Raw genomic sequence first — 20,983 nt, 5'->3', positions numbered from 1 at the left:
CTCGATGGGCTCAATAAGCAGGTGCTTGAATATATACCGAGGGATTGGTGGCTGAGCAATACATCCCACCTGATGCTGTGTATTCATACGGCATAATTTTCTTCCTCTGAGATAAGTCACTATCCTGCTGAAACGTGTCCGTAACCAATCAAATAATTTTGATATAGATCTAAATCTATTAAAAACAGTGAGTTATTTGGAGAATGGTGTGGCCCAGGCTGGCGACCAGGCAGTGATTATTTTAAGATCAAAGGCCTTTTAAACAGACGTTACATAGCTATGAGCATGAGCTTAAGTTCAAATTAATGAAGACACTAGGAAACGCAAAAAAAGATATTGAATATTGGGTGGCAGAACTAAATGGTTATATGTCTGCTGTTTCTCATGTGAATGATGCAGTAGGATTTAGACATGGATTTTGGGCTGACTTGATTTATCTTGAAGGAGTGGAGCCATTGCAAGCCATCAGGAATTATATTGATGATCCCAATCCGAAAATTAATGAAATTGATAGTCAAGTTGAAACACAACAAATACGAGAGTTTGTATTCCATAATTTTCTCCTGGGAAAGGAATTTCAGGAGTCTGAGGAGACAAACTTTATACTTAATCAATTTATATGGCACATTCAAGATTACATTTCCTTAGCTTCAGGGTTTCGGGTGGGTCTTAACCGTTGGCTTTATAGATGTGATTCAGATGATCAATCGAGCGCGTCAATCTTTATCCACATAAAGGGATATATAGCGGTTATGAATTTTCATTGGAGAATAGAACATGTTGATGTGTGATGAGCGTAGGCGCATAAAGCAAAATTTACGCTTCGCTCAAATTTTCTATGTGGTACTGACGTTAACTGTAAAAGGAAGACTATGACAAAGGCTGCCGTAGTTATCTCGGTCATATCTCCTGAAAGAGCTGAGCTGCTTCAGTCGAAGTTACCTTTCTCATCAATCAAGCAGGGTAATGTAATCATCCAATCAAAGTTGGAAGCAGGACTTCCTCTCAATGATCATTTGGTTTGGCTGTGGGGTATGCTTCAAAACGAACGTAGACTTCTTAAAAGAATCGAGGAAGAAGAGAGTAAAATTATTTGTCAGTGCCAGGTAGGAAGGGGAGCTGTAATTATTAAACCCAATGGGGCAGAAATGCTGCATCTACTGAATATGGAGTTGATGCTTGAAATAAAATAAGTGGTTGAAAGCCGCTTTAGTTGACCTTTTTTTCGCTGCCGCTTCAACCTTTTGGTTGAGCCAAAGTGTAAAGTTATAGGAAAAATGAACATCGAACACATTATCGTTCCGGTATTTTGGGCCATTGGGGTTGGTGGCATTATTCACTCTATATGGTCCCTGTTATTGTTGCTTTCAGCTAAATCTTGGCCTGTGGCAGCTGGTGAAATTGTAAGTTCAGGCATTGATGTCTTAATGGATTGTGACGGTGACTATAGTTTTAAAGCTAGAGTAGAGTACAACTTTTGGGTTGAAGGGAGGGCGTATGCAGGTAAGCGTATTGGATTTGGGGTGGGTTCATGGAGCATTCGAAGTTTAGTATCGTCAGCTTATAGGAAAGCAACAAGTTCGTACCCAAAGGTGAAGGTAAGATCTAACCCGAGAAAACCAGAAAGAAATACAATTTTGGTGGGGTTTCATGGGTTTCACGTGACCAATTTTGTATTCTTTTGGGTATGGTGTTTGGTGCTAAATATGGCTTCAACAGGTTGATGAAATGGTGAGTAATATAACGTATCTACCGGTGTTTGGTGATTCCAGGCCAAGTCCTTAAGCAGGGGTATCAATTATGGTGGAGAAACTTGATTATGCTTTATAAAAAAGTCGGTCAGGTTCACTCCGCTCCTACGGTGATCTTGTACCACTTTAGTGGGCTGTTCAATCAGTCAGCTAAAGAGGTGAACTTCACCCGCTAGAACGGACACCTCAATCTAACGAGGAGTGAACTTCACCCGCTAGAACGTACACCTCAATCTAGCGAGACATCCCAGAATAGCCTCGATTTGTCCTCTATATTGTAGGGAGTCTATTCTGGAGTTTGAGGCATTAGTCTTTGCCGAGATCATTTTGGTCATATGCAGGTCGGCATGTCATAACCATTAGAGGTTTGCGTGTTTTCTTCCTTGATTCCCAGCATTATTGCCTTTGGCATAGCCACTCTCGTGATTATCATCGCTGGCAGCCGGTTGGCATTGCAGGCTGATACGTTGGCCGCTCAAACCGGCATGGGCGAGGCGCTCTTCGGGGTTTTGTTTCTTGCTGGGGTGACCTCGTTGCCGGACTTCGCCGCGACCCTGAGCGCGGCGGTGGATGCTCGTCCCGACCTGGCCATGAGTAATGTTATGGGCAGCATGGCTGTGAATCTGGCTTTTCTTGGGGTGGCAGATATTGTCTACCGTAAAGCGAATCTGGAACACGCAGCAGCCTCCCCTATCAACCTGATGCTGGCGGGATTGCTGATTGTATTGCTGACTTTACCGCTGCTAGCCGTCTTTACGCCGAGAGTCAGCCTGTGGGGCTTGCATCCTATAACGCCATTGATCGTTGCTGCGTACCTGTTCGGTCTGCAATTGGTTCACCGCACGCGGGTAAGGCCCATGTGGTTTCCCCGGCATACCCACCAGACGGTTTTAGATGAGCCGGAAAAGCATCATGGTGCCCGTTTGGGGGTTGTTTGGCTTGGATTCATAGCCATGGCTGTGGTGACCGGTATGGCCGGCTGGATCTTGATGGAGGCGGCTAAAGGCATCGCAGACCAGGCCGGGCTGTCCGAGACTCTGGTCGGCGGCCTGTTTACCGCGCTGGCTACTTCTTCCCCTGAGCTGGTGACCACCATCGCAGCGATACGAATTGGTGCGCTAACCCTGGCTGTAAGCAACATATTCGGTACCAACTGCTTCAATATGCTCGTTGTCGCTGCGGCTGACGCTGGCTACGCTCAAGGCTCTATCTACCATGACATGGCTCCTGTTCAGATGACCTGGGGTTTGGTGAGCATACTAATGACTGCCATACTGCTGCTGGGATTGGTGCGACGAGAAACTTATGGAATAGGCCGAATTGGATTTGAAAGTGCTCTGATTCTGGTCGTTTACGCCGTAGCGCTTAGCGTCATTGTGGTGATCGCCTGAGGATCCTGTAGTTAATGTCTCATCTTAAAAATAAACATGATGGGTAAATTAGACTCATGAAAGACTCAAAGACGTTCTGGGACAAAAAGGCAGAAAAATACTCCCGGTCCCCAATCAAAGATCAGGCTACTTATCAGAAAAAGCTGGAAATCACTCAGGACTATTTGAATTCAGATAGCCAGTTATTGGAGTTCGGTTGTGGAAGCGGTGGAACGGCAATATATCATGCGCCTTTTGTAAAGCATGTCGTTGCGACGGATATATCCGGCAAGATGATAGAGATTGCCAAACAAAAAGCGTTCGAAGCTGGTGTTGGGAATGTTCATTTTCAGCAAGGTACTTTGGATAGTCTGGATGTACAGGATGAGAGCTTTGATACTGTTTTGGGATTGAATGTGTTACATCTGCTGGATGATGTTGATGGCGCGATTCAAAAAGTTTATCAATTATTGAAAAAAGGTGGTGTTTTTGTATCCAGTACCTCGCTTATAGGGGAGGTGAACAGGGGGTTTCGCTGGTTGATTTCTGCTATGCAGCTTCTGGGGATGGCTCCCTATGTCAGTCGTTTTACAAAAGATCAACTTATTGCAAAGTTAAAGGCGGCAGGCTTTTGTGTTGAACGGGAATGGCGCTCCAGTAGTGAGTCTGTATTTATAGTCGCCAGAAAGATCTAAAGGCAGTTTCATAACTACTGCACTTGGTAATACGGCGTTAAAAAGTGGCTTACCTACGCTCGATACGTTATGAAACAGCTTCTAGCCAGAGGCTCCTTAATCAGAGGTTCCTGGAAAACTTATTCAGAGTAGGCATCTAACCATGTCAGACCTCGGTTACATAAACAGCTACTACGCCGCGACGCTGAATGAAGTTCAGTCATACCCCTCGTTGGATTCAGATATCGAAGTAGAAACCTGCATTATTGGTGGCGGCTTTGCCGGTTTGATGACGGCTCTGGGATTGATTGAGCGGGGGCACAGGGATATTGCCATTCTGGAACAACATCGAGTTGGCTGGGGTGCTTCGGGGCGTAATGGCGGGTTTGTGTTTGGCGGATATTCGCTGGGGCCGCGGGCGCTGGTAAAGCAGGTCGGCGAGAAAAAGGCTCGTCAGCTGTATGACTTTACCATCATGGGGGTCAATCTGATTCGCCAGCGAATAGCCAAATTCAATATTGACTGTGATCTGGTTGATGCCGGGGTGATTTGGGCCAACTGGTTTAAAGATCAGCAAAGACTGTTTGATGAACAGGCATTTATGCGTGAGCAGATGGGGGTAGAGTGGGAATATTGGTCTCCAGAAGAGTTGCGCGAAAAAATTCGATCAGATCGATATCACGGCGGGCTCTTTGAACCCAATGCAATGCATTTTCATCCGCTGAATTATGCCCGTGGTATTGCCAGGGAAATATCGAAAGGGGGTGGCTCGATCTTTGAGAATTCCCCGGTAATCGATATTGATACCTCCCAGGCTACGAAATGCGTTATTACGGAGCGAGGACAGGTTCGTTGTAAGAATCTGGTGGTAGCAGGCGGTGGTTATATTGGGGATTTGTGCCCGCCAGTTGCTCGCTCAATTTTGCCTATATCCACCTACGTTATGACGACTCAGCCTCTGGGGGATGAGTTGTCCAAGCTGCTGACTACAAAAGCCGCCATATACGATACGCGATTTGCTTTTGATTATTATCGGCCGCTTGCTGATACCCGCATTTTGTGGGGAGGGCGAATCAGTGCAAACATTCGTCAACCTCATGATCTGAAAGAGATTCTTAAACGGGACATGTTGAGAGTTTTTCCCCAATTGGAAACCGTCAATATCGATTATGCCTGGGATGGCTGGATGGGGTACTCACGCCATCAAATGGTGCAGATTGGTGAGCTTTCCCCTGCAGTTTGGTACGCCGTTGGTTTTGGTGGTCATGGGGTGGCACCGACCACCGCTGCTGGTGAGATCATCGCCTCAGCAATCACCGGGCAATCTCAGGATTATCGCCTGTTTAAGCCATGGGGATTACCCTGGAATGGCGGTGTGTTTGGTCCTGGTATGGCGCAATTGAGTTACTGGTGGTATCAGGCGCGGGACTGGATAACGGAGAAATTGGAATAAGTTCTATTGTAGCTGGTAACTATCGGGCAAAACCCTTGTCGGCCGTCTAAGCTCCTTTAGTGATTTCAAGCCCTGCCTAATTAATCAATAAAACAGGAGGTTACCCAATGGCAAATAGTATTCTGCTCGGCACTCGCAAAGGAACAGTGATTATTGATCGCAACGGATCGGGGTGGCAGCCGCGATCAATTCTGCATGAGGGAATTCCAGTCTGTTACGCAGCGCGTGATCCGCGTGATGGCACGTTGTGGTCATCGCTGGATCACGGTCATTGGGGGCCGAAGTTGTCTCGCTCACGTGATGGCGGCAAAACCTGGGAGGATGTGTTGTCCCTCAAGTATCCGGAAGGGGCCCGTTATATTGTTAAGTATCTGCCGACACCGGATTTTGATCCCGAGGCACCTGCAGGGGAACCTGAATACAAAGACGCAACCGTTTATAAAATCTGGAATCTGGCCTTTGGCAGCAGTGACCAGCCTGGACGCATTTATGCCGGTACTATTCCCGGTGGTTTGTTTGTCAGCGATGACGGCGGCGACACCTGGGAGTTGAATCGCCCACTGTGGAATCACGATAGCCGTGGGGGGGACTTGTTCAGCGGAGATGCAACCAGCGAAAACAAGTGGGGTGGCACTCCGGCCAGTATCGACTATGGGGTGTTTGAGCCGGGTATTCATTCTGTTGTGGTTGACCCTCGCGATCCGAATCATCTGTATATGGCGGCGTCTACGGTTGGGGTGATGGAAAGTAACGACGGCGGTGAGAGCTGGACAGTTCGCAATCGCGGATTGCGGATGGAGTATCAACCCGACCCGGAAGCTGAGTGGGGGCACGATCCGCATTTTATGGCAGCCTGCCCAGGTCAGCCGGATCACCTCTGGCAGCAAAACCACTGCGGGGTGTTTTACAGCAGCGATGGTGCAAAAAGCTGGAAGAAAGTCAGTGTGCCGGAGCAGGGAGTGCATTTCGGGTTCCCTGTAGCGGTGGATGCCAACGACGGCAAAACAGCATGGGTGGTTCCTGCCAGAGCCGATTCTGAGCGTATGGCTATTGATGGCGGCCTATTTGTGGCACGCACCAATGATGGCGGGGAATCCTGGCAGGCACTGCGCAATGGCCTGCCGCAGGATAATGCCTACGATATTGTGCTCAGGCATGCGTTGGATGTGGACGGGGATTGCCTCTGTTTTGGCTCCACCACGGGCAATGTGTACCTATCGGAAGATCGCGGTGAGAGCTGGCAGTGTCTTGGCAATAACTTTCCGCCGGTTTACTCGGTACGGTTTGGGTAGTCGCTATGCCAGTTGTAGAAATGACATCGCACCTGTACCGCTATTTTCCGCAATTGCAGGATCAAGAAATCAAGGTGCCGGCTGGTTCGGTTGCCGAGGTGTTAAATGCAATCAATGAACTGGCACCGGGGTTTTCCGATTACATTCTGGATGAGCGTGGGGCTTTACGCAGGCACGTTTTGATCAGTGTGAATGAGACGGCAGTGGTTGATAGGGCGACTTTGACAGATCAGGTGCCTGAAGGGGGAACGATTTATATCTTTCAGGCGCTGACTGGGGGGTGATTGGTGGTTTATTCGAAAGAAAGAGATCCTTCGCTGCGCTCAGGATGACAGCTGGGGGGATTTGGTGGTTTGCCAAAAGCCATTGTCATTCTGAGCGAAGCGAAGAATCTCACAGCTTATGTAATTCTTCCCAATTGGGATTAACACTTTCTATTAATGTAATCTTTTTTGATCTGAGCCAGCCTTTAATCTGTTTTTCTCGAGTTATGGCAGCTTCAATTGAAAATGCTTCTTCAAAATATACAAGCTTGTGGCACCGGTATTTGGAGGTAAAGCCAGGGATTAAATTTGACCGATGCTCGTACAGACGGCGCTCCAGGTTGTTGGTTACACCGGTGTAGAGAACCCGATTGGAATTGTTAGTAAGGATATATACGACATAGTATTTGAATTCAGCCATACCACCTCCGTGTGGTTTTTGCCTGAGGTGCGAGATCCTTCGCTTTGCTCAGGATGACTAGAAGGGTGCTCAGGATGACAAGTGTGGAAGATTATAGAATATTGTCATTCTGAACGGAGTGAAGAATCTCGTGGTTGATTAAAGATTGAGATCCTTCGCTTCGCTCAGGATGACGAGGGTAAATGCTCAGGATGACGAGGGTAAATGCTCAGGATGACGAGGGTAGATGCACAGGGTGACAAGGGCAAGTGCTCAGGGTGACAAGAGCAAGTGCTCAGGGTGACAAGAGCAAGTGCTCAGGGGGACCAATAGGAGAGTTAAAAAAGCCACTGTCATTCTGAGCGAAGCGAAGAATCTCATTGTTAATTGACCGTAGAGATCCTTCGCTGCGCTCAGGATGACAGGCGAGGCAGATTGAATCCCACCTCCATCTGTACGACAATGACTGTTCTTATATACAGTTGTTGTTCATGCGCAAGATTATTCATATCGATTGCGATTGCTTTTACGCGTCGGTGGAGATGCGTGACGATCCGTCGTTGCGGTCGCTGCCTATCGCTATTGGTGGTCAGTCGGATCGTCGTGGGGTGATTGCCACCTGTAACTACCCGGCGCGGGAGTACGGGGTGCGCTCGGCGATGGCGACGGCTCATGCAAAGCGGTTGTGCCCCGGCCTGGTAATGGTGCCACCTACCATGGAGAAGTACCGTGAAGCGGCACACCAGATTCGGCGGATCTTTTTTGATTACACCGAACTGGTTGAGCCACTTTCCCTGGATGAAGCGTTTCTGGATGTATCTGACAGCGAGCACTGTCATGGCAGCGCTACGCTGATTGCCCGGGAGATTCGTGAGCGTATCCATCGTGAGGTGGGGGTAACCGCATCAGCCGGGGTGGCGCCCAACAAGTTTCTGGCTAAGGTGGCCAGCGACTGGAAAAAGCCCAATGGCCAGTTTGTGATTACGCCAAAAGATATTGCCGGGTTTGTCGAACAATTACCGGTTAACAAGATCTCCGGGGTGGGCAAGGTAACCACTGCCAAGCTGAATCGACTCGGAGTACAGACCTGTGGTGATTTGCAACAGTTGCCGCTGACCGAACTGGTGGAAAAGTTCGGGGTGTTCGGGCAGCGCCTGTATCAACTCAGTCGCGGTGAAGATGATCGCCCGGTTAAGCCTCATCGACGTCGAAAATCCCTCAGTGTCGAGCACACTTACCCCATTGATTTGCCTGATGTCGAAGGATGTATTGCTCAGTTGCCAGCGCTGCTGGTGGAGCTGAAAGGCCGGTTGCGTCGGGTAGATGAGAGCTATCTGGTAACCAAGCAATTCGTCAAAATCAAATACAACGACTTCACCAGCACCACGCTGGAGCGCGCTTGCGACAAGACCCTGTCAAAAGCCAGTTATCAGGCCCTGCTTGAGGAGGCATTTCCCCGAGGGAATAAACCGGTAAGGCTGCTTGGCCTGGGTGTGCGCTTTGTGGACCTGGCCTCCGACCAGATGGGCGTCCAGTTGGAGCTATTCAGCGACTAAGCCTGGCTTGCCAGCGGAGAAACCGCCAATTACCTGCTACTTTTACTATGTGCAGGCCGGTTTGTACTGGCCGCTATTTTGGCCGACGGGGTCGGCTCGCTGTCTGCTTTCAGCTTGGGTTTAGAGAGTTGGGGGTTGGAGCACTCCATCGGTTGTTATCCGTTTGGAGATAACAGATGGCTTTGGCGATTATTCTACTTGCCCTGGTGGTAGCTTCGGTGCTGTTTCATATATTCAGCCCGTGGCACGCTACGGATCTGGCTTCCAACTGGGGCTCCATCGACACCACGATTACAATTACCGTGGTCATCACCGGTATTTTCTTTGTCGCTATCGGCGTCTTTCTTGCCTACTCCATTTATCGATTTAAACACCGTCCCAATCAACGTGCCGACTACGAGCCAGAAAACAAAAAACTCGAATGGATTTTGATCTGGGTGACTACGATCGGTATTTGTGCGCTGTTGGCACCAGGGTTGTTTGTATACGGTGATTTTGTCCGCGTGCCGGCAAATGCAATGGAGCTGGAAGCGGTTGGTCAGCAGTGGCGATGGACTTACCGTCTTCCCGGTGAGGATGGCATTTTGGGAAAGTCGGCTATTCGTCATATCAATGCGGAAAACCCCTTTGGGCTTGATCCCAATGATCCAAATGGACAGGACGATGTGCTGGTAATGAGCAACGAAGTTCACGTGCCGGTCGATCAGCCCATCAAGGTACTGCTGCGTTCCAAAGATGTACTTCACGATCTCTATGTGCCGCAGTTTCGCGTCAAGATGGATTCCGTACCGGGACTGGTGAGTTACATGTGGTTTACCCCCACCAAAGTGGGTGAATACGAAGTTCTCTGTTCTGAGTTGTGTGGCGTGGGCCACTACAACATGCGCGGCAAAGTGGTGGTTGATGAGGCCGGTGCCTTTCAGGATTGGTTGGCGCAACAGCCTACGTTTGCCGAGTCACTGCAGAGCAGTCTCGCTGGCGGCCTGGTAGAACAGGGCAAGAAACTCGCGGAAGGGCAGGGTTGCCTCGCCTGTCATAGCGTTGATGGCAGCAAGAGCATTGGCCCCGGCTGGAAGGGTGCCTTTGGCAAGGTAGAAACGTTGGCTGACGGTAGCACAGTGAATGTCGATGCCACCTATCTGAAAGAATCCATTACCAACCCCTCTGCCAAAATAGTGCAGGGCTATCCGCCAGTAATGATCCCTTATGCATTGAGCGACGAACAGCTGGATGCGCTAGTGGCTTATATCGAGTCCCTCAATGAAGGGGCTTCTGATCAGCCGGTTGAAGATGAGCCGGTGGAGATGCGGGAAGTAAAACCCTTGCCTGAACCAAAACAACCCGAGCAGCCAGAAGTCAAAGAACAGGAAGATGTCGACCCGGTCGAATTGGGACGGCAATTGGCAAACAGTAAAGGTTGTCTTGCCTGTCACAGCATGGACGGCAGCAAAATCCTCGGCCCCAGCTGGAAAGGGATGTGGGGCAAAACCGAAGAGTTGGCAGACGGCAGCAGCGTGGTGGTAGATGAGGCTTATTTCAAAGAGTCCATTGCCAACCCCAATGCCAAGGTGGTGAAAGGATTCCCGCCAGTGATGACACCGTATCAATTAACCGAAGAAGAGTTGCAGGCGTTAATTGCTCTGGCCAAATCCATGGCAGAACAGACTGAAAGCGCAACCGGAGAGGCTGAATGACTTACGCAGAAATGGCGGAGCGTGAAGCGCTCCATGAGCCAAAAAGTTTCTGGACCAAATATGTCTGGAGCCAGGACCACAAAGTGATTGCTGTGCAGTATTCGCTGACCGCAATTTTTGTCGGCCTGATTGCGCTGGTGCTTTCTGCATTGATGCGAATGCAGATTGGTTTCCCCGGCAGCCTGGAATTTATGAATGCCACAGCCTACTACCAGTTTATGACCATGCACGGAATGATCATGGTGATTTACCTGCTGACGGCGCTGTTTCTGGGAGGCTTTGGTAATTACCTGATTCCGTTGCAAGTGGGTGCACGAGATATGGTGTTCCCGTTTGTGAATATGCTCAGTTACTGGTTTTATTTGTTGGCAGTCATCATTTTGATTGCCAGTTTTTTTGTGCCGGGCGGTCCCACTGGTGCAGGATGGACTCTCTACCCACCTCAGGCTATCAGCACCGGGACGCCCGGCACAGATTGGGGCATTATTTTAATGCTCATCTCATTGGTGATTTTTATCGTTGCCGCCACGATGGGGGGGCTGAATTATGTCACCACAGTACTGCAGGCCAGAACCCATGGCATGACATTAATGCGTATGCCGCTGACGGTATGGGGCATTTTTATGGCTACCATTCTGGCATTGCTGGCATTCCCGGCACTGTTTGTCAGCGGCTTGATGATGTTGCTGGATAAAACCGTCGGCACCAGCTTTTTTATGCCTGAAATGATATCCATGGGACAGCCGACCGATCACAAGGGCGGTAGCCCGATTCTGTTCCAACATCTGTTCTGGTTCTTCGGACACCCGGAAGTGTATATCGTGGCATTGCCGGCGTTTGGCCTGGTGTCCGATTTAATCAGTACCCATGCCCGCAAAAATATTTTTGGCTACAAAATGATGGTGTGGGCCATTGTCGCGATTGGCGGATTGAGTTTTGTGGTGTGGGCGCACCATATGTACGTCAGTGGTATGAATCCTTACTTTGGGTTTTTCTTTGCCACAACAACATTGATTATTGCCGTACCTACAGCATTGAAAGTGTATAACTGGCTGCTGACTTTATGGCGTGGAGATATTCATTTAACCGTACCAATGTTGTTTGCATTGGCGTTTATTCTCACCTTTGTAGTGGGTGGTTTAACCGGGCTGTTTTTGGGTAATGTGATTGTCGATATACCGCTGTCCGATACCTACTTTGTGGTGGCGCACTTTCACATGGTGATGGGCGTGGCACCTATTTTGGTGGTGTTTGGGGCGATCTACCACTGGTACCCGAAAATTACCGGAAGAATGCTGAATGACACCATTGGTAAATGGCATTTCTGGATTACCTTTATTGGCACTTACCTGATTTATTTCCCGATGCATTATTTGGGCATTCTGGGAATGCCGCGGCGTTATTTTGCCTATGAGGACTACCAGTTTATTCCCCAGTCAGCCCACGACCTGAATGCCTTTATTACCGTGATGGCGATTATCGTTGGGGCGGCTCAAATACTTTATCTCTATAACCTGTTTTACAGCTATCGCCACGGAAAACCTGCCGGGCCCAACCCTTGGAAAGCCAACTCACTGGAGTGGCTGACTCCTCACACTCCCCCCAAGCATGGCAACTGGGAGCAGAAGTTGCCGGTCGTACATCGCTGGGCATACGACTACAGCGTGCCGGGCATCGACCAGGATTACCTGCCGCAAACGGTTTCCGATGAAGAACTGGAAACTCTCAGGGCAAACTCAGTGGGGCCAAATTCGATAGGTAAACCATCATGAGTAAAACGATTGAATGGCCTATGGGCGACGGGTTAACACTGGGTGTTGATCTTGTAAAAGCACGCCGTACAAAAGTGGGGCTGTATGTACTTATCGGTGTTATCAGCTCGCTGTTTTTTCTGTTGATCGTGGCATTTATGGCGCGATCCCAACTGGGTGACTGGGAACACCTGTCGGCACCCTGGCAGCCATTGGCAACACCTTGGCCACTTCTGGTTAACAGTGTAATGCTGTTATTTGCCAGTGTGGCACTGCAGTGGGCAAGGGTGGCTTCCAGATCCCAGCACCGTTACCAGACGGCAATGGTTGTTGGTGCATTTTTCACAGCCTGTTTTGTGGCGGGGCAGTTATGGGTGTGGCACCTGTTTGTGGAAGGTGGCTATTACGCCAGCGCCAACCCGGCCAATGGTTTCTTTTATTTATTAACGGGCCTTCACGGCCTGCACCTGATGGGGGGCTTGGTAGCGCTGTCACGAGTCTGGTTTGTAAAAGGAAAACGCAACCCGTTGCAAACCGCCCAATCTATTGAACTCTGTGCCATCTATTGGCACTACCTGTTGATACTGTGGTTGGTGCTGCTGATGTTATTAACAGCCTCACCAGAGGCATTTGCTGCCTTTGCAGCACTCTGTGGACTGTAAAAAAATTGAATGAGAAAAAGCGATGAATAACAAGGTTCAACAATCTACTACCGGTCAGTGGTGCGCGCTGGTAAAGGATTGGTCATCGGATAAGGACGCCTTTAAGAATGTCCCTTGGGGCAAGGCGATGATGTGGATTTTCCTGCTCAGTGACACCTTTATCTTTGGGTGCTTCCTGATCAGCTACATGACCGTGCGAATGACAACCACAGTCGACTGGCCCAACGCCAGCGAGGTTTTTGCACTGGAAATTGCCGGGCATCACCTGCCACTTATTCTTATTGCCATTATGACGTTTGTGTTGATCTCCAGTAGCGGCACCATGGCGATGGCAGTGAATAGCGCTTATCGCCGCAATCGTCGCAGGGCTGGATTATTGATGCTGGCAACCGCCGTCTTGGGTGCCACCTTTGTCGGTATGCAGGCGTTTGAATGGACCAAGTTAATCTCTGAGGGCGTTCGTCCCTGGAGCAATCCTTTTGGAGCCGAACAATTTGGCGCCGCATTTTTCACCATCACGGGATTTCATGGGTTCCATGTGTCGGTGGGGGTGATTTATCTATCCATTGTCGCTACCAAAGTTTTGAAAGGGGATTACGAGCGTCGTGGCAATTACCAGATTGTCGAAATTGCCGGACTTTACTGGCACTTTGTGGATCTGGTGTGGGTGTTTATTTTTGCGTTTTTCTATTTGTGGTGATGTGTGTAAAGAGGTGTTTCCATGTCTAAACCGGCAGCAGTTCATGTGGAAGGTCAGCAGCACCCTATCGGGATTTACCTGAAGGTCTGGTTTTGGCTGTTTGTGCTCAGCACTCTCTCTTATCTGGTGGATTATTTTCACTTTCAGGGTTATTTGCGCTGGTCGCTGATTCTGATTTTTATGGTGCTAAAGGCTGGGCTGATCGTCAGCGTTTTTATGCATATGATCTGGGAGCGGGTGGCGCTGTTTTACGCCATTCTGGTGCCGCCACTTTGTCTTTTGGTGTTTGTAGGAATAATGGCCTTGGAGTCCGATTACACCTTCTTTGCGCGTATGACATTTTTTGGTGGTGACGGTGGGTAAACAATTCCTGCATTAAGCGTTGGGTGTCGAAGGCGATAATATGGGGTTATGTGTTTTGAGTTTTTGGTTGGTGAGTCCGCTCTTCCCCTGACCTGACAGGCCACTCCTCATATAACTGACAAATCGTCGTGACCTGTCAGGTCAGGGGAAGAGCTACTTTGGTTTGTTACCCAGAGCGCAGTTGGTAGCCCGTATGCAGCGCAGCGGAATGCGGGATCTTTCAAAAGTCTCAAAAGACTAGTGTTAACAGGCCCTATGGCATTGACCGTATAAACCGTTTCCATATGCCATTCCACCAGATCACAATAGCAGGGCGGGAGTGACCAATCCCGGCATCCCGCAAGCGGGGATGTTCATTAACTACTGCCTGTAACACCTCTTCCTGCTCTTTATTAGCGTCAACAAAGAATACATGCTGACCGGTCTTAAGTTGTTTCTGGAATCGCTTGAACTGTTTGTGGGGCTCCTGGATACCAAAGAGACCGCCTTCCCAGGTACAGAATCCCAGCACAATTATTGAGAGAAAAATAAAGGGAACCCACGTGGTCTTTTCCGGCAGGCCGGTGTTGTGGGCGATTATTAAAACCACTGCCGCCAGTATCAAGCCAATAATTGCACCGACAATAGTGCCGTGTACGACATCTTTGCGCAGCACAGCTTCTACTTCATTCAGGTGCTCATGCTGGGCAACATTGGCGTCATCCAGGCTCAATACGTGAATCTGGGGAGTGCTGAACCCCTGTTTTTCGAGTTCCTCTTCAACTTTATCAAGGTCGTCGAGGTCATCACTGATATAGTAATGCCGCTTCATATCGCTCTCCAGGCCGTCATCATGGGCTGATTCACCGGTGAGAACTACACGGAAGGCTGAATCAGGTCTGGTTGATTTACTGGTACCACAACAAGTATAGCAACCGGTGTTGCAAATGCTTCAAAAGTGACTTCTATCACACTGGTACGATATAGTTGCAGTGCTCTACCTCTATAATGCTGTCAGATAGTTAAAAAAATTCATTTATTTCAGCAGGTTACATGCGTTTTGTGGTGATATCGCTGCTCCGGTAGAAATAGCCCGGAATATTGAGGCTCCAGCCGTCAAAAACGTCATTGATGTAATGATCCTGAGCTTTCTGTTTTGAGGGGAACAGAAAGTGAACGCAATCTGCCTAAGTCTGTCAGGCCTTGATTCAACCAGAATAAATTTATGAACAATAATATCGACCCTTCAAGCATTCCCTTGGCTGCCTTTGATTTGACGTCCAATAATCAACCTGATCACTCATATGCAACCTTGGTGCAATTGATCATTGATGCTCTTCAGGAGCAGGATTTTGATCAGATGCTATTGGTTCTGGTGGATCGGGTTTTTGAAATTCTCAATGTAGAAGACTGCATCATCTATTTATTTGATGAAGAGCAGCAGGTTCTGATTCAAAGGGCAGCCAGAAGTGGAGATCAAGACTCAGCGGGTAAAGTGGCTGCTCCATTGATATTGCCGTTGGGACAGGGGGTAGTTGGTCGCTGTGCTCAATTGCGTGAAACACAGTTAATTCGCAATATCAGAGATTGTGATTATTACGTTCTGACCGATGAGGGACGAATGTCAGAACTGGCGGTTCCCATTCTCAGTGATGGGAAGCTGATTGGGGTTATAGACTCAGAATCCTCTGTGGAGGATTTTTATTCCCAAAAGCATATCCAGCTGTTTAACGCCATCGCAGAAATTATTGCTACCAAATTTAATAAAATACGATCCATACAGCGGCTCCAGGATACTGTGGATCGTATGACGCGTGCTGAATCCCTTCAGAAAGCGTTATTCAATATTGCCGAGCTGGTTTATACCACGGACAACCTCAATACCTTTTACGGGCAGCTACACAACCATGTGGTTGAGCTGATTCATGCAGAAGTATTTTTTGTGGCTCTTTACAACGATGAACTGGATTGTATTGAGGTTCCTTACCCGGGAGCGTCCTGTGATAAATATCCTTTTGAAGAGGTGATACCCCGGGAAAGGTTTGCTACGAGCCTGTCGGCTAGAGTCATTGAAAATAATCAACCGCTCCGTCTCACCGGGGAAGAGTTGCGAGCAATGGAGAAAAGAGGGAGCACTTTCTCCTGTTCATGGGCTCAAGATGTGAAAGGTTGGCTCGGGGTGCCATTTACTACACCGTCCGGAATACGCGGGACAGTGGGCATTCAGCGCGTGTCGGATTCAGATCCGTTCAATTCGGAAGACGAAGAGCTTCTGATTCATATTGGTCAGCACCTCAGTAACGCCATCAAGCGGAAACAGGATGAGGAAGCACTGCAGTTAATGGCACTGAGTGATCCATTGACGGGGCTTCCAAATCGCACATTGCTGATAGACAGGCTCAATCAGGCACTTGGCAGGGACAGATCCGTCGAGGAATTTCAAACCCATATCTTTTTTATTGATCTTGACCGCTTTAAATACATCAATGACACCTATGGTCACCATGTTGGGGATCAGGTGCTGGTGGAAGTTGGGCGCAGGGTTCAGGCTTGCCTGCGGGAGTGTGACACTCTGGCGAGGATATCCGGAGATGAATTTGCCATTCTGCTTCAGGATATTGCCAGGCAGGAGTTGCTGGAAAACATTGCCGAACGAATTATTGCCGAGCTGGATAAACCGATTCAAACCACTGCTGGGGAATTGAATGTGTCGGCATCGATTGGTGCCAGCTCTGCGGTCAATGCCAATGATACAGCCGAGGATCTGTTAAAAACTGCTGACCATGCCATGTATGAGTCCAAATCCAGTCAGAGTGGTGGCCTGGTTGTTATCTCTGGAAATGATTCTGAGGTTTCGCTGACAAGGCGCTTTGAAAGTGAAATTGAAGGGGCGCTGCTGAGGGAAGAATTTGTACTGCATTTTCAGCCAATTTATAAGCTGGGTACTCACAGGATGGTTGGCTTTGAAGTACTGATTCGATGGCGTCACCCGGAATTTGGCCTGCTCCCCCCGAAAAAATTTCTCGATGTTGTTGAAAAAGCGGGATTGATTGATGAGTTGGATCTGTACGTACTTAATCGCAGCGCAAAATTACTGTCTGAATGGCGGGATACCCTGGTCGACCCTCCATACCTGAACGTCAACGTATCGGCCAGATCGCTATCCCATAATGAATTTCTGGATGGCTTGCGCACTATCTACCGGAACTATGGTCTCGACAGGGGGTGCCTGAATATTGAGGTGACAGAGCAGTACCTGATTGGTGACTTGAGCCGGGCCAGCCGCTCCCTGAAAGAGATCAGTGATTTGGGATCGCGGATTTTTCTCGATGATTTTGGCACTGGCTATTCATCGCTCAGTTATCTTCACCGGTTGCCTATCGATGTATTAAAAATCGATAGGTCCTTTGTCAGTGCCTATGATTCTTCCATGGCAGCCAAGTCGATTGTCGCTACTATCGTGACGCTAGCAAATTCGTTGGGGTTGGAAGTGGTGGCTGAAGGTATCGAAGAGCCAAGCCAGTTGGAGGCATTCAGTGGGCTTGATATCAATTATGGGCAGGGTTATTTGCTGAGTAAGCCGGTCACTCAGGAACAGGCTGTTGCGCTTTGTTCTGAAGAGTTGCGTGCAGGATGACGGCAATTATAGATTGTGACGTCATCGCGAGCGCAGCGTGGCGATCCAGTGTCTGGGTGTAAAATCGCTGGATTGCCGCGTCGTTACACTCCTCGCAATGACGGTCTTCAGGTAGAGTGCCCGTCATCCCCGCGTAGGCAGGGATGATGGTAAAAGTGTTATGAAAGATGGCCGTCATCCTGAGTGAAACGAAGGATCTCATGGGTAAATGTTAGAGATCTTTTGCTGCGCTCAGAATTATGGTCATGTATGGATTTTGGCTTTGTCATCCCCGCGTGGGCGGGGATCCAGGCACTGGAAAAACTCACGGCAACAGCACCAATTTGTCATCCCCGCGTAGGCGGGGATCCATTTTGAATCATGCTCGATGCCAATGGATTCCCGCTTTCGCGGGAATGACAGTGAGACTGCGGGAATGACAGTGAGACTGCGGGAATGACAGTGAGACTGCGGGAATGACCAGTACGGGTGCAGCGCTTACAGCGCAGCAATCGCCTGCTTCTGCTCTTCCAGTTTGGTCAGTGTGGTTTTGAACTCAGCCAGTTTGGCCTGCTCTTTAGCCACTACTTCATCCGGCGCATTATCAACAAACTTCGGATTGTTGAGTTTGCTTTCCACGCGGGCCAGTTCTTTGGCGGTACGTTCAACTTCCTTGCTGAGTCGAGCCAGTTCGGCTTCCTTGTCGATCAGGCCAGCCATCGGCACCAGAATTTCCAGTTCACCAGCCAGGGCAGTGGCGGACAGAGGCTTTTCATCGCCTTTATTCAGCCAGGTGATAGACTCCAGGCTGGCCAGCTTGATCAGGAACTGACGGTTGGCTTCCAGGCGTTTCAGGTCGTCGTCGCTGCCGTTGTTGAAAAAGACATCCAGCTTTTTGCTCGGGGCAATATTCATTTCGCCGCGAATATTGCGAATCCCTTCAATCACTTCCTTCAGCCATTCGATATCAGTTTCTGCGGTAGCGTCGACTTTATCGTCTTCGGCAACCGGGAAAGGCTGCAGCATGATGGTGTCGCCTTGCTTGCCAGCCAGCTCTTTAATGGCTTGCCAGATCTCCTCGGTCAGGAACGGCATCAGCGGGTGCATCAGGCGCAGAATTACTTCCAGAACGCGAACCAGGGTGCGGCGGGTACCGCGCTTGGCTGCCTCAGACGCATTGTCATCCCACAACACCGGCTTGGATAGCTCCAGATACCAGTCGCAGTATTCGTTCCAGATAAACTCGTACAGAGTCTGGCTGGCCAGATCAAATCGGTACTGGTCGAAGTGACGCGCCACTTCGGTTTCTACACTTTGCAGCTTGCTGATAATCCAGCGATCCGCCAGTGACAGCTCCACGTCGCCGCCGTTTTGTCCGCAATCCTGATCCTCGGTGTTCATCAGAACATAGCGTGAAGCGTTCCAGATCTTGTTGGCAAAGTTGCGGTAGCCTTCCAGGCGCTTCATGTCCCAATTGATGTCGCGACCGGTAGAGGCCAGCGCAGCAAGGGTAAAGCGCAGCGCATCAGTACCGTGTGCGGCAATGCCTTCCGGGAACTCTTTTTCAGTGCGCTTTTTGATTTTTTCCGCCAGTTGCGGCTGCATCATATTGCCGGTGCGCTTGGCTACCAGGTCATCCAGAGAAATACCGTCGATCATATCCAGCGGGTCAATCACATTGCCCTTGGACTTGGACATCTTCTGGCCGTGGTCATCGCGAATCAGGCCGGTAACATAAACTGTTTTAAATGGAACTTGAGGCTGTCCATCTTCATCTTTCATAAAGTGCATGGTCATCATGATCATGCGCGCTACCCAGAAGAAGATGATGTCAAAACCGGTAACCAGAACATCGGTAGGGTGGAACGCCTGCAGGCGCGCCAGGGTTTCTTCGTCAGTTGCGGGCCAGCCGAGGGTGCCGAAGGTCCACAGCGCCGAGCTGAACCATGTGTCCAGCACGTCTTCGTCCTGAGTCAGGGCAATATCGCCGAGGTTGTTCTGGGCGCGTACTTCCGCTTCGTCGCGGCCAACGTACACATTGCCTTGCTCGTCGTACCAGGCAGGAATACGGTGACCCCACCACAGCTGACGGGATACGCACCAGTCCTGAATATTGCGCATCCAGGCGAAGTACATGTTCTCATAGTTTTTCGGCACAAACTTGATGCGGCCATCTTCTACCGCTTCGATAGCTGGCTTGGCCATGGTTTTGGCATCGACGTACCACTGGTCGGTGAGCATTGGCTCAATGACAACGCCACCGCGGTCGCCGTAAGGCACGGTCATGGCATTCTCTTCAATGCCTTGCAGCAGACCCAGTTCTTCAAAGTCGGCAACGATCTCGCGACGGGCAGCAAAGCGCTCCATGCCGCGATATTTTTCCGGCAGGGTAGCGTCGATGTCGTTGTTAACGCTGCCGTCAGTGTTAAAGCACTGTGCGCTGTCGCGAATGTCGGCGTTAAAAGTCAGCACGTTGATCATCGGCAGGCTGTTGCGCTTGCCCACTTCGTAGTCGTTGAAATCGTGTGCCGGGGTAATTTTTACGCAGCCGGTTCCTTTTTCCATATCGGCGTGCTCGTCGCCAACGATAGGAATGCGACGATTCACCAGCGGCAGAACCACGAATTTGCCGATCAGGTCTTTGTAGCGGGGATCTTCCGGGTTCACAGCCACACCGGTATCACCCAGCATGGTTTCCGGACGAGTGGTGGCAACCACAATATAATCTTTGCCATCGGCGGTTTTAACGCCATCCGCCAGCGGGTAGCGCAGGTGCCACATCTTGCCTTTAACCTCTTTGTTTTCCACTTCGAGGTCAGAGATGGCGGTATGCAGTTTCGGGTCCCAGTTCACCAGACGCTTGCCGCGATACAACAGGCCGTCCTGATAGAGGCGAACAAATACTTCCTGAACCGCTTTGGTAAAGCCGGGGTCCATGGTGAAGCGTTCGGTATCCCAATCTACCGAGTTACCAAGGCGACGCATCTGCTTGGTGATGGTGCCGCCAGATTCCGCTTTCCATTCCCACACCTTTTCCATAAAGGCATCCCGGCCGAGATCCAGTCGGCTTTGACCTTGGGCAGCCAGTTGCCGCTCAACCACCATCTGGGTGGCGATACCGGCGTGGTCGGTGCCTACTTGCCAGAGGCTGTTTTTGCCTTTCATACGCTGGTAGCGAGTGAGGGCATCCATAATGGTGTGCTGGAATGCGTGGCCCATATGCAGGCTGCCGGTGACATTTGGCGGTGGAATCATCTGGCTGAAACTTTCTCCATGACCTGAAGGCGCAAAGTAGCCGTTCTGTTCCCAGGTCTGGTACCAGTTTTGTTCGATATCTTGGGGGCGGTAGTTTTTGTCCATTACGATTCCGAAAGCTGCATAGCCACGCGGCAATAAGCGGGCAGGGCGTGAATTAAGTCAAGCGGCGAATTATAAGGGGCGCGGGTAGCGACTGCCAGT

General features: G+C 49.8%; 18 protein-coding genes. 15 read left to right on the top strand and 3 right to left on the bottom strand.

The features are described 5' to 3' along the window. Window positions 1-305 precede the first annotated feature (305 nt). The 8 genes from QP938_09345 (at window position 306) to QP938_09310 (ending at window position 6,824) form a co-directional block, all read left to right on the top strand. Window positions 306-791 (top strand): hypothetical protein, encoded by a 486-nt coding sequence (locus QP938_09345; GenBank protein ID WIO73503.1) that lies wholly within the window; start codon window positions 306-308, stop codon window positions 789-791. Window positions 792-872: 81 nt separating this feature from the next. Continuing rightward, on the top strand, window positions 873-1,193 hold the full coding sequence (locus tag QP938_09340) for a hypothetical protein (GenBank protein ID WIO73502.1): 321 nt from the start codon (window positions 873-875) through the stop codon (window positions 1,191-1,193). Window positions 1,194-1,277: 84 nt separating this feature from the next. Beyond that, window positions 1,278-1,724: a DUF3592 domain-containing protein gene (locus tag QP938_09335; protein ID WIO73501.1), complete on the top strand. Its 447-nt coding sequence runs from the start codon at window positions 1,278-1,280 to the stop codon at window positions 1,722-1,724. A 398-nt stretch (window positions 1,725-2,122) separates the two neighbouring features. After that, the gene (locus QP938_09330) at window positions 2,123-3,142 is read left to right on the top strand and encodes a hypothetical protein (GenBank protein ID WIO73500.1); all 1,020 of its coding nucleotides are present in this window, start codon (window positions 2,123-2,125) and stop codon (window positions 3,140-3,142) included. 56 nt (window positions 3,143-3,198) lie between these two features. Continuing rightward, complete coding sequence (locus tag QP938_09325) at window positions 3,199-3,816, top strand: class I SAM-dependent methyltransferase (protein ID WIO73499.1); 618 nt, start codon at window positions 3,199-3,201, stop codon at window positions 3,814-3,816. Between the two features lie 142 nt (window positions 3,817-3,958). Then, window positions 3,959-5,248, top strand: a complete 1,290-nt coding sequence (locus tag QP938_09320; GenBank protein ID WIO73498.1) for an FAD-binding oxidoreductase — start codon at window positions 3,959-3,961, stop codon at window positions 5,246-5,248. Window positions 5,249-5,355: 107 nt separating this feature from the next. Then, window positions 5,356-6,540 carry a hypothetical protein gene (locus QP938_09315; GenBank protein ID WIO73497.1) on the top strand — a complete coding sequence of 395 codons (1,185 nt, stop codon included), beginning with the start codon at window positions 5,356-5,358 and terminating at the stop codon, window positions 6,538-6,540. A gap of 5 nt (window positions 6,541-6,545) precedes the next feature. Next, the gene (locus tag QP938_09310) at window positions 6,546-6,824 is read left to right on the top strand and encodes a MoaD/ThiS family protein (GenBank protein WIO73496.1); all 279 of its coding nucleotides are present in this window, start codon (window positions 6,546-6,548) and stop codon (window positions 6,822-6,824) included. A 109-nt stretch (window positions 6,825-6,933) separates the two neighbouring features. On the opposite strand, the gene QP938_09305 is transcribed toward QP938_09310, so the two are convergent. Continuing rightward, window positions 6,934-7,224, bottom strand: a complete 291-nt coding sequence (locus tag QP938_09305) for a GIY-YIG nuclease family protein (protein WIO73495.1) — start codon at window positions 7,222-7,224, stop codon at window positions 6,934-6,936. Window positions 7,225-7,694: 470 nt separating this feature from the next. Between QP938_09305 and dinB the strand changes: the two genes are divergently transcribed. The 6 genes from dinB to QP938_09275 all read left to right on the top strand — a co-directional run bounded on the left by dinB (window position 7,695) and on the right by QP938_09275 (window position 13,929). Further along, window positions 7,695-8,759 (top strand): DNA polymerase IV, encoded by a 1,065-nt coding sequence (gene dinB, locus QP938_09300; GenBank protein WIO73494.1) that lies wholly within the window; start codon window positions 7,695-7,697, stop codon window positions 8,757-8,759. Between the two features lie 176 nt (window positions 8,760-8,935). Then, window positions 8,936-10,453, top strand: a complete 1,518-nt coding sequence (locus tag QP938_09295; GenBank protein WIO73493.1) for a cytochrome c oxidase subunit II — start codon at window positions 8,936-8,938, stop codon at window positions 10,451-10,453. Continuing rightward, window positions 10,450-12,225 carry a cytochrome c oxidase subunit I gene (gene ctaD, locus QP938_09290; protein WIO73492.1) on the top strand — a complete coding sequence of 592 codons (1,776 nt, stop codon included), beginning with the start codon at window positions 10,450-10,452 and terminating at the stop codon, window positions 12,223-12,225. The genes QP938_09295 and ctaD overlap by 4 nt, the downstream gene beginning before the upstream one ends. Continuing rightward, window positions 12,222-12,866: a cytochrome c oxidase subunit 3 gene (locus QP938_09285; protein ID WIO73491.1), complete on the top strand. Its 645-nt coding sequence runs from the start codon at window positions 12,222-12,224 to the stop codon at window positions 12,864-12,866. The genes ctaD and QP938_09285 overlap by 4 nt, the downstream gene beginning before the upstream one ends. Before the next feature lie 22 nt (window positions 12,867-12,888). Then, window positions 12,889-13,566 (top strand): heme-copper oxidase subunit III family protein, encoded by a 678-nt coding sequence (locus tag QP938_09280; GenBank protein WIO73490.1) that lies wholly within the window; start codon window positions 12,889-12,891, stop codon window positions 13,564-13,566. A 21-nt stretch (window positions 13,567-13,587) separates the two neighbouring features. Then, window positions 13,588-13,929: a cytochrome C oxidase subunit IV family protein gene (locus QP938_09275; GenBank protein WIO73489.1), complete on the top strand. Its 342-nt coding sequence runs from the start codon at window positions 13,588-13,590 to the stop codon at window positions 13,927-13,929. A gap of 253 nt (window positions 13,930-14,182) precedes the next feature. Here QP938_09275 and QP938_09270 read toward each other — a convergent pair whose 3' ends face one another. Further along, window positions 14,183-14,740, bottom strand: coding sequence for an NAD/FAD-utilizing enzyme (locus QP938_09270; protein ID WIO73488.1), 558 nt, complete (start codon window positions 14,738-14,740; stop codon window positions 14,183-14,185). Between the two features lie 393 nt (window positions 14,741-15,133). On the opposite strand from QP938_09270, the gene QP938_09265 reads away from it, so the two are divergent. Beyond that, window positions 15,134-17,545 (top strand): EAL domain-containing protein, encoded by a 2,412-nt coding sequence (locus QP938_09265; protein ID WIO73487.1) that lies wholly within the window; start codon window positions 15,134-15,136, stop codon window positions 17,543-17,545. 477 nt (window positions 17,546-18,022) lie between these two features. Here QP938_09265 and QP938_09260 read toward each other — a convergent pair whose 3' ends face one another. Beyond that, entirely contained in the window at window positions 18,023-20,884 is a 2,862-nt protein-coding gene (locus QP938_09260) for a valine--tRNA ligase (protein WIO73486.1), read from the bottom strand. Window positions 20,885-20,983 lie beyond the last annotated feature (99 nt).

It is taken from the genome of Porticoccaceae bacterium LTM1 (genome assembly GCA_030252795.1).
GTDB lineage: Bacteria > Pseudomonadota > Gammaproteobacteria > Pseudomonadales > Porticoccaceae > SCSIO-12696.
This window is presented reverse-complemented; position numbering and strand designations above follow the sequence as displayed.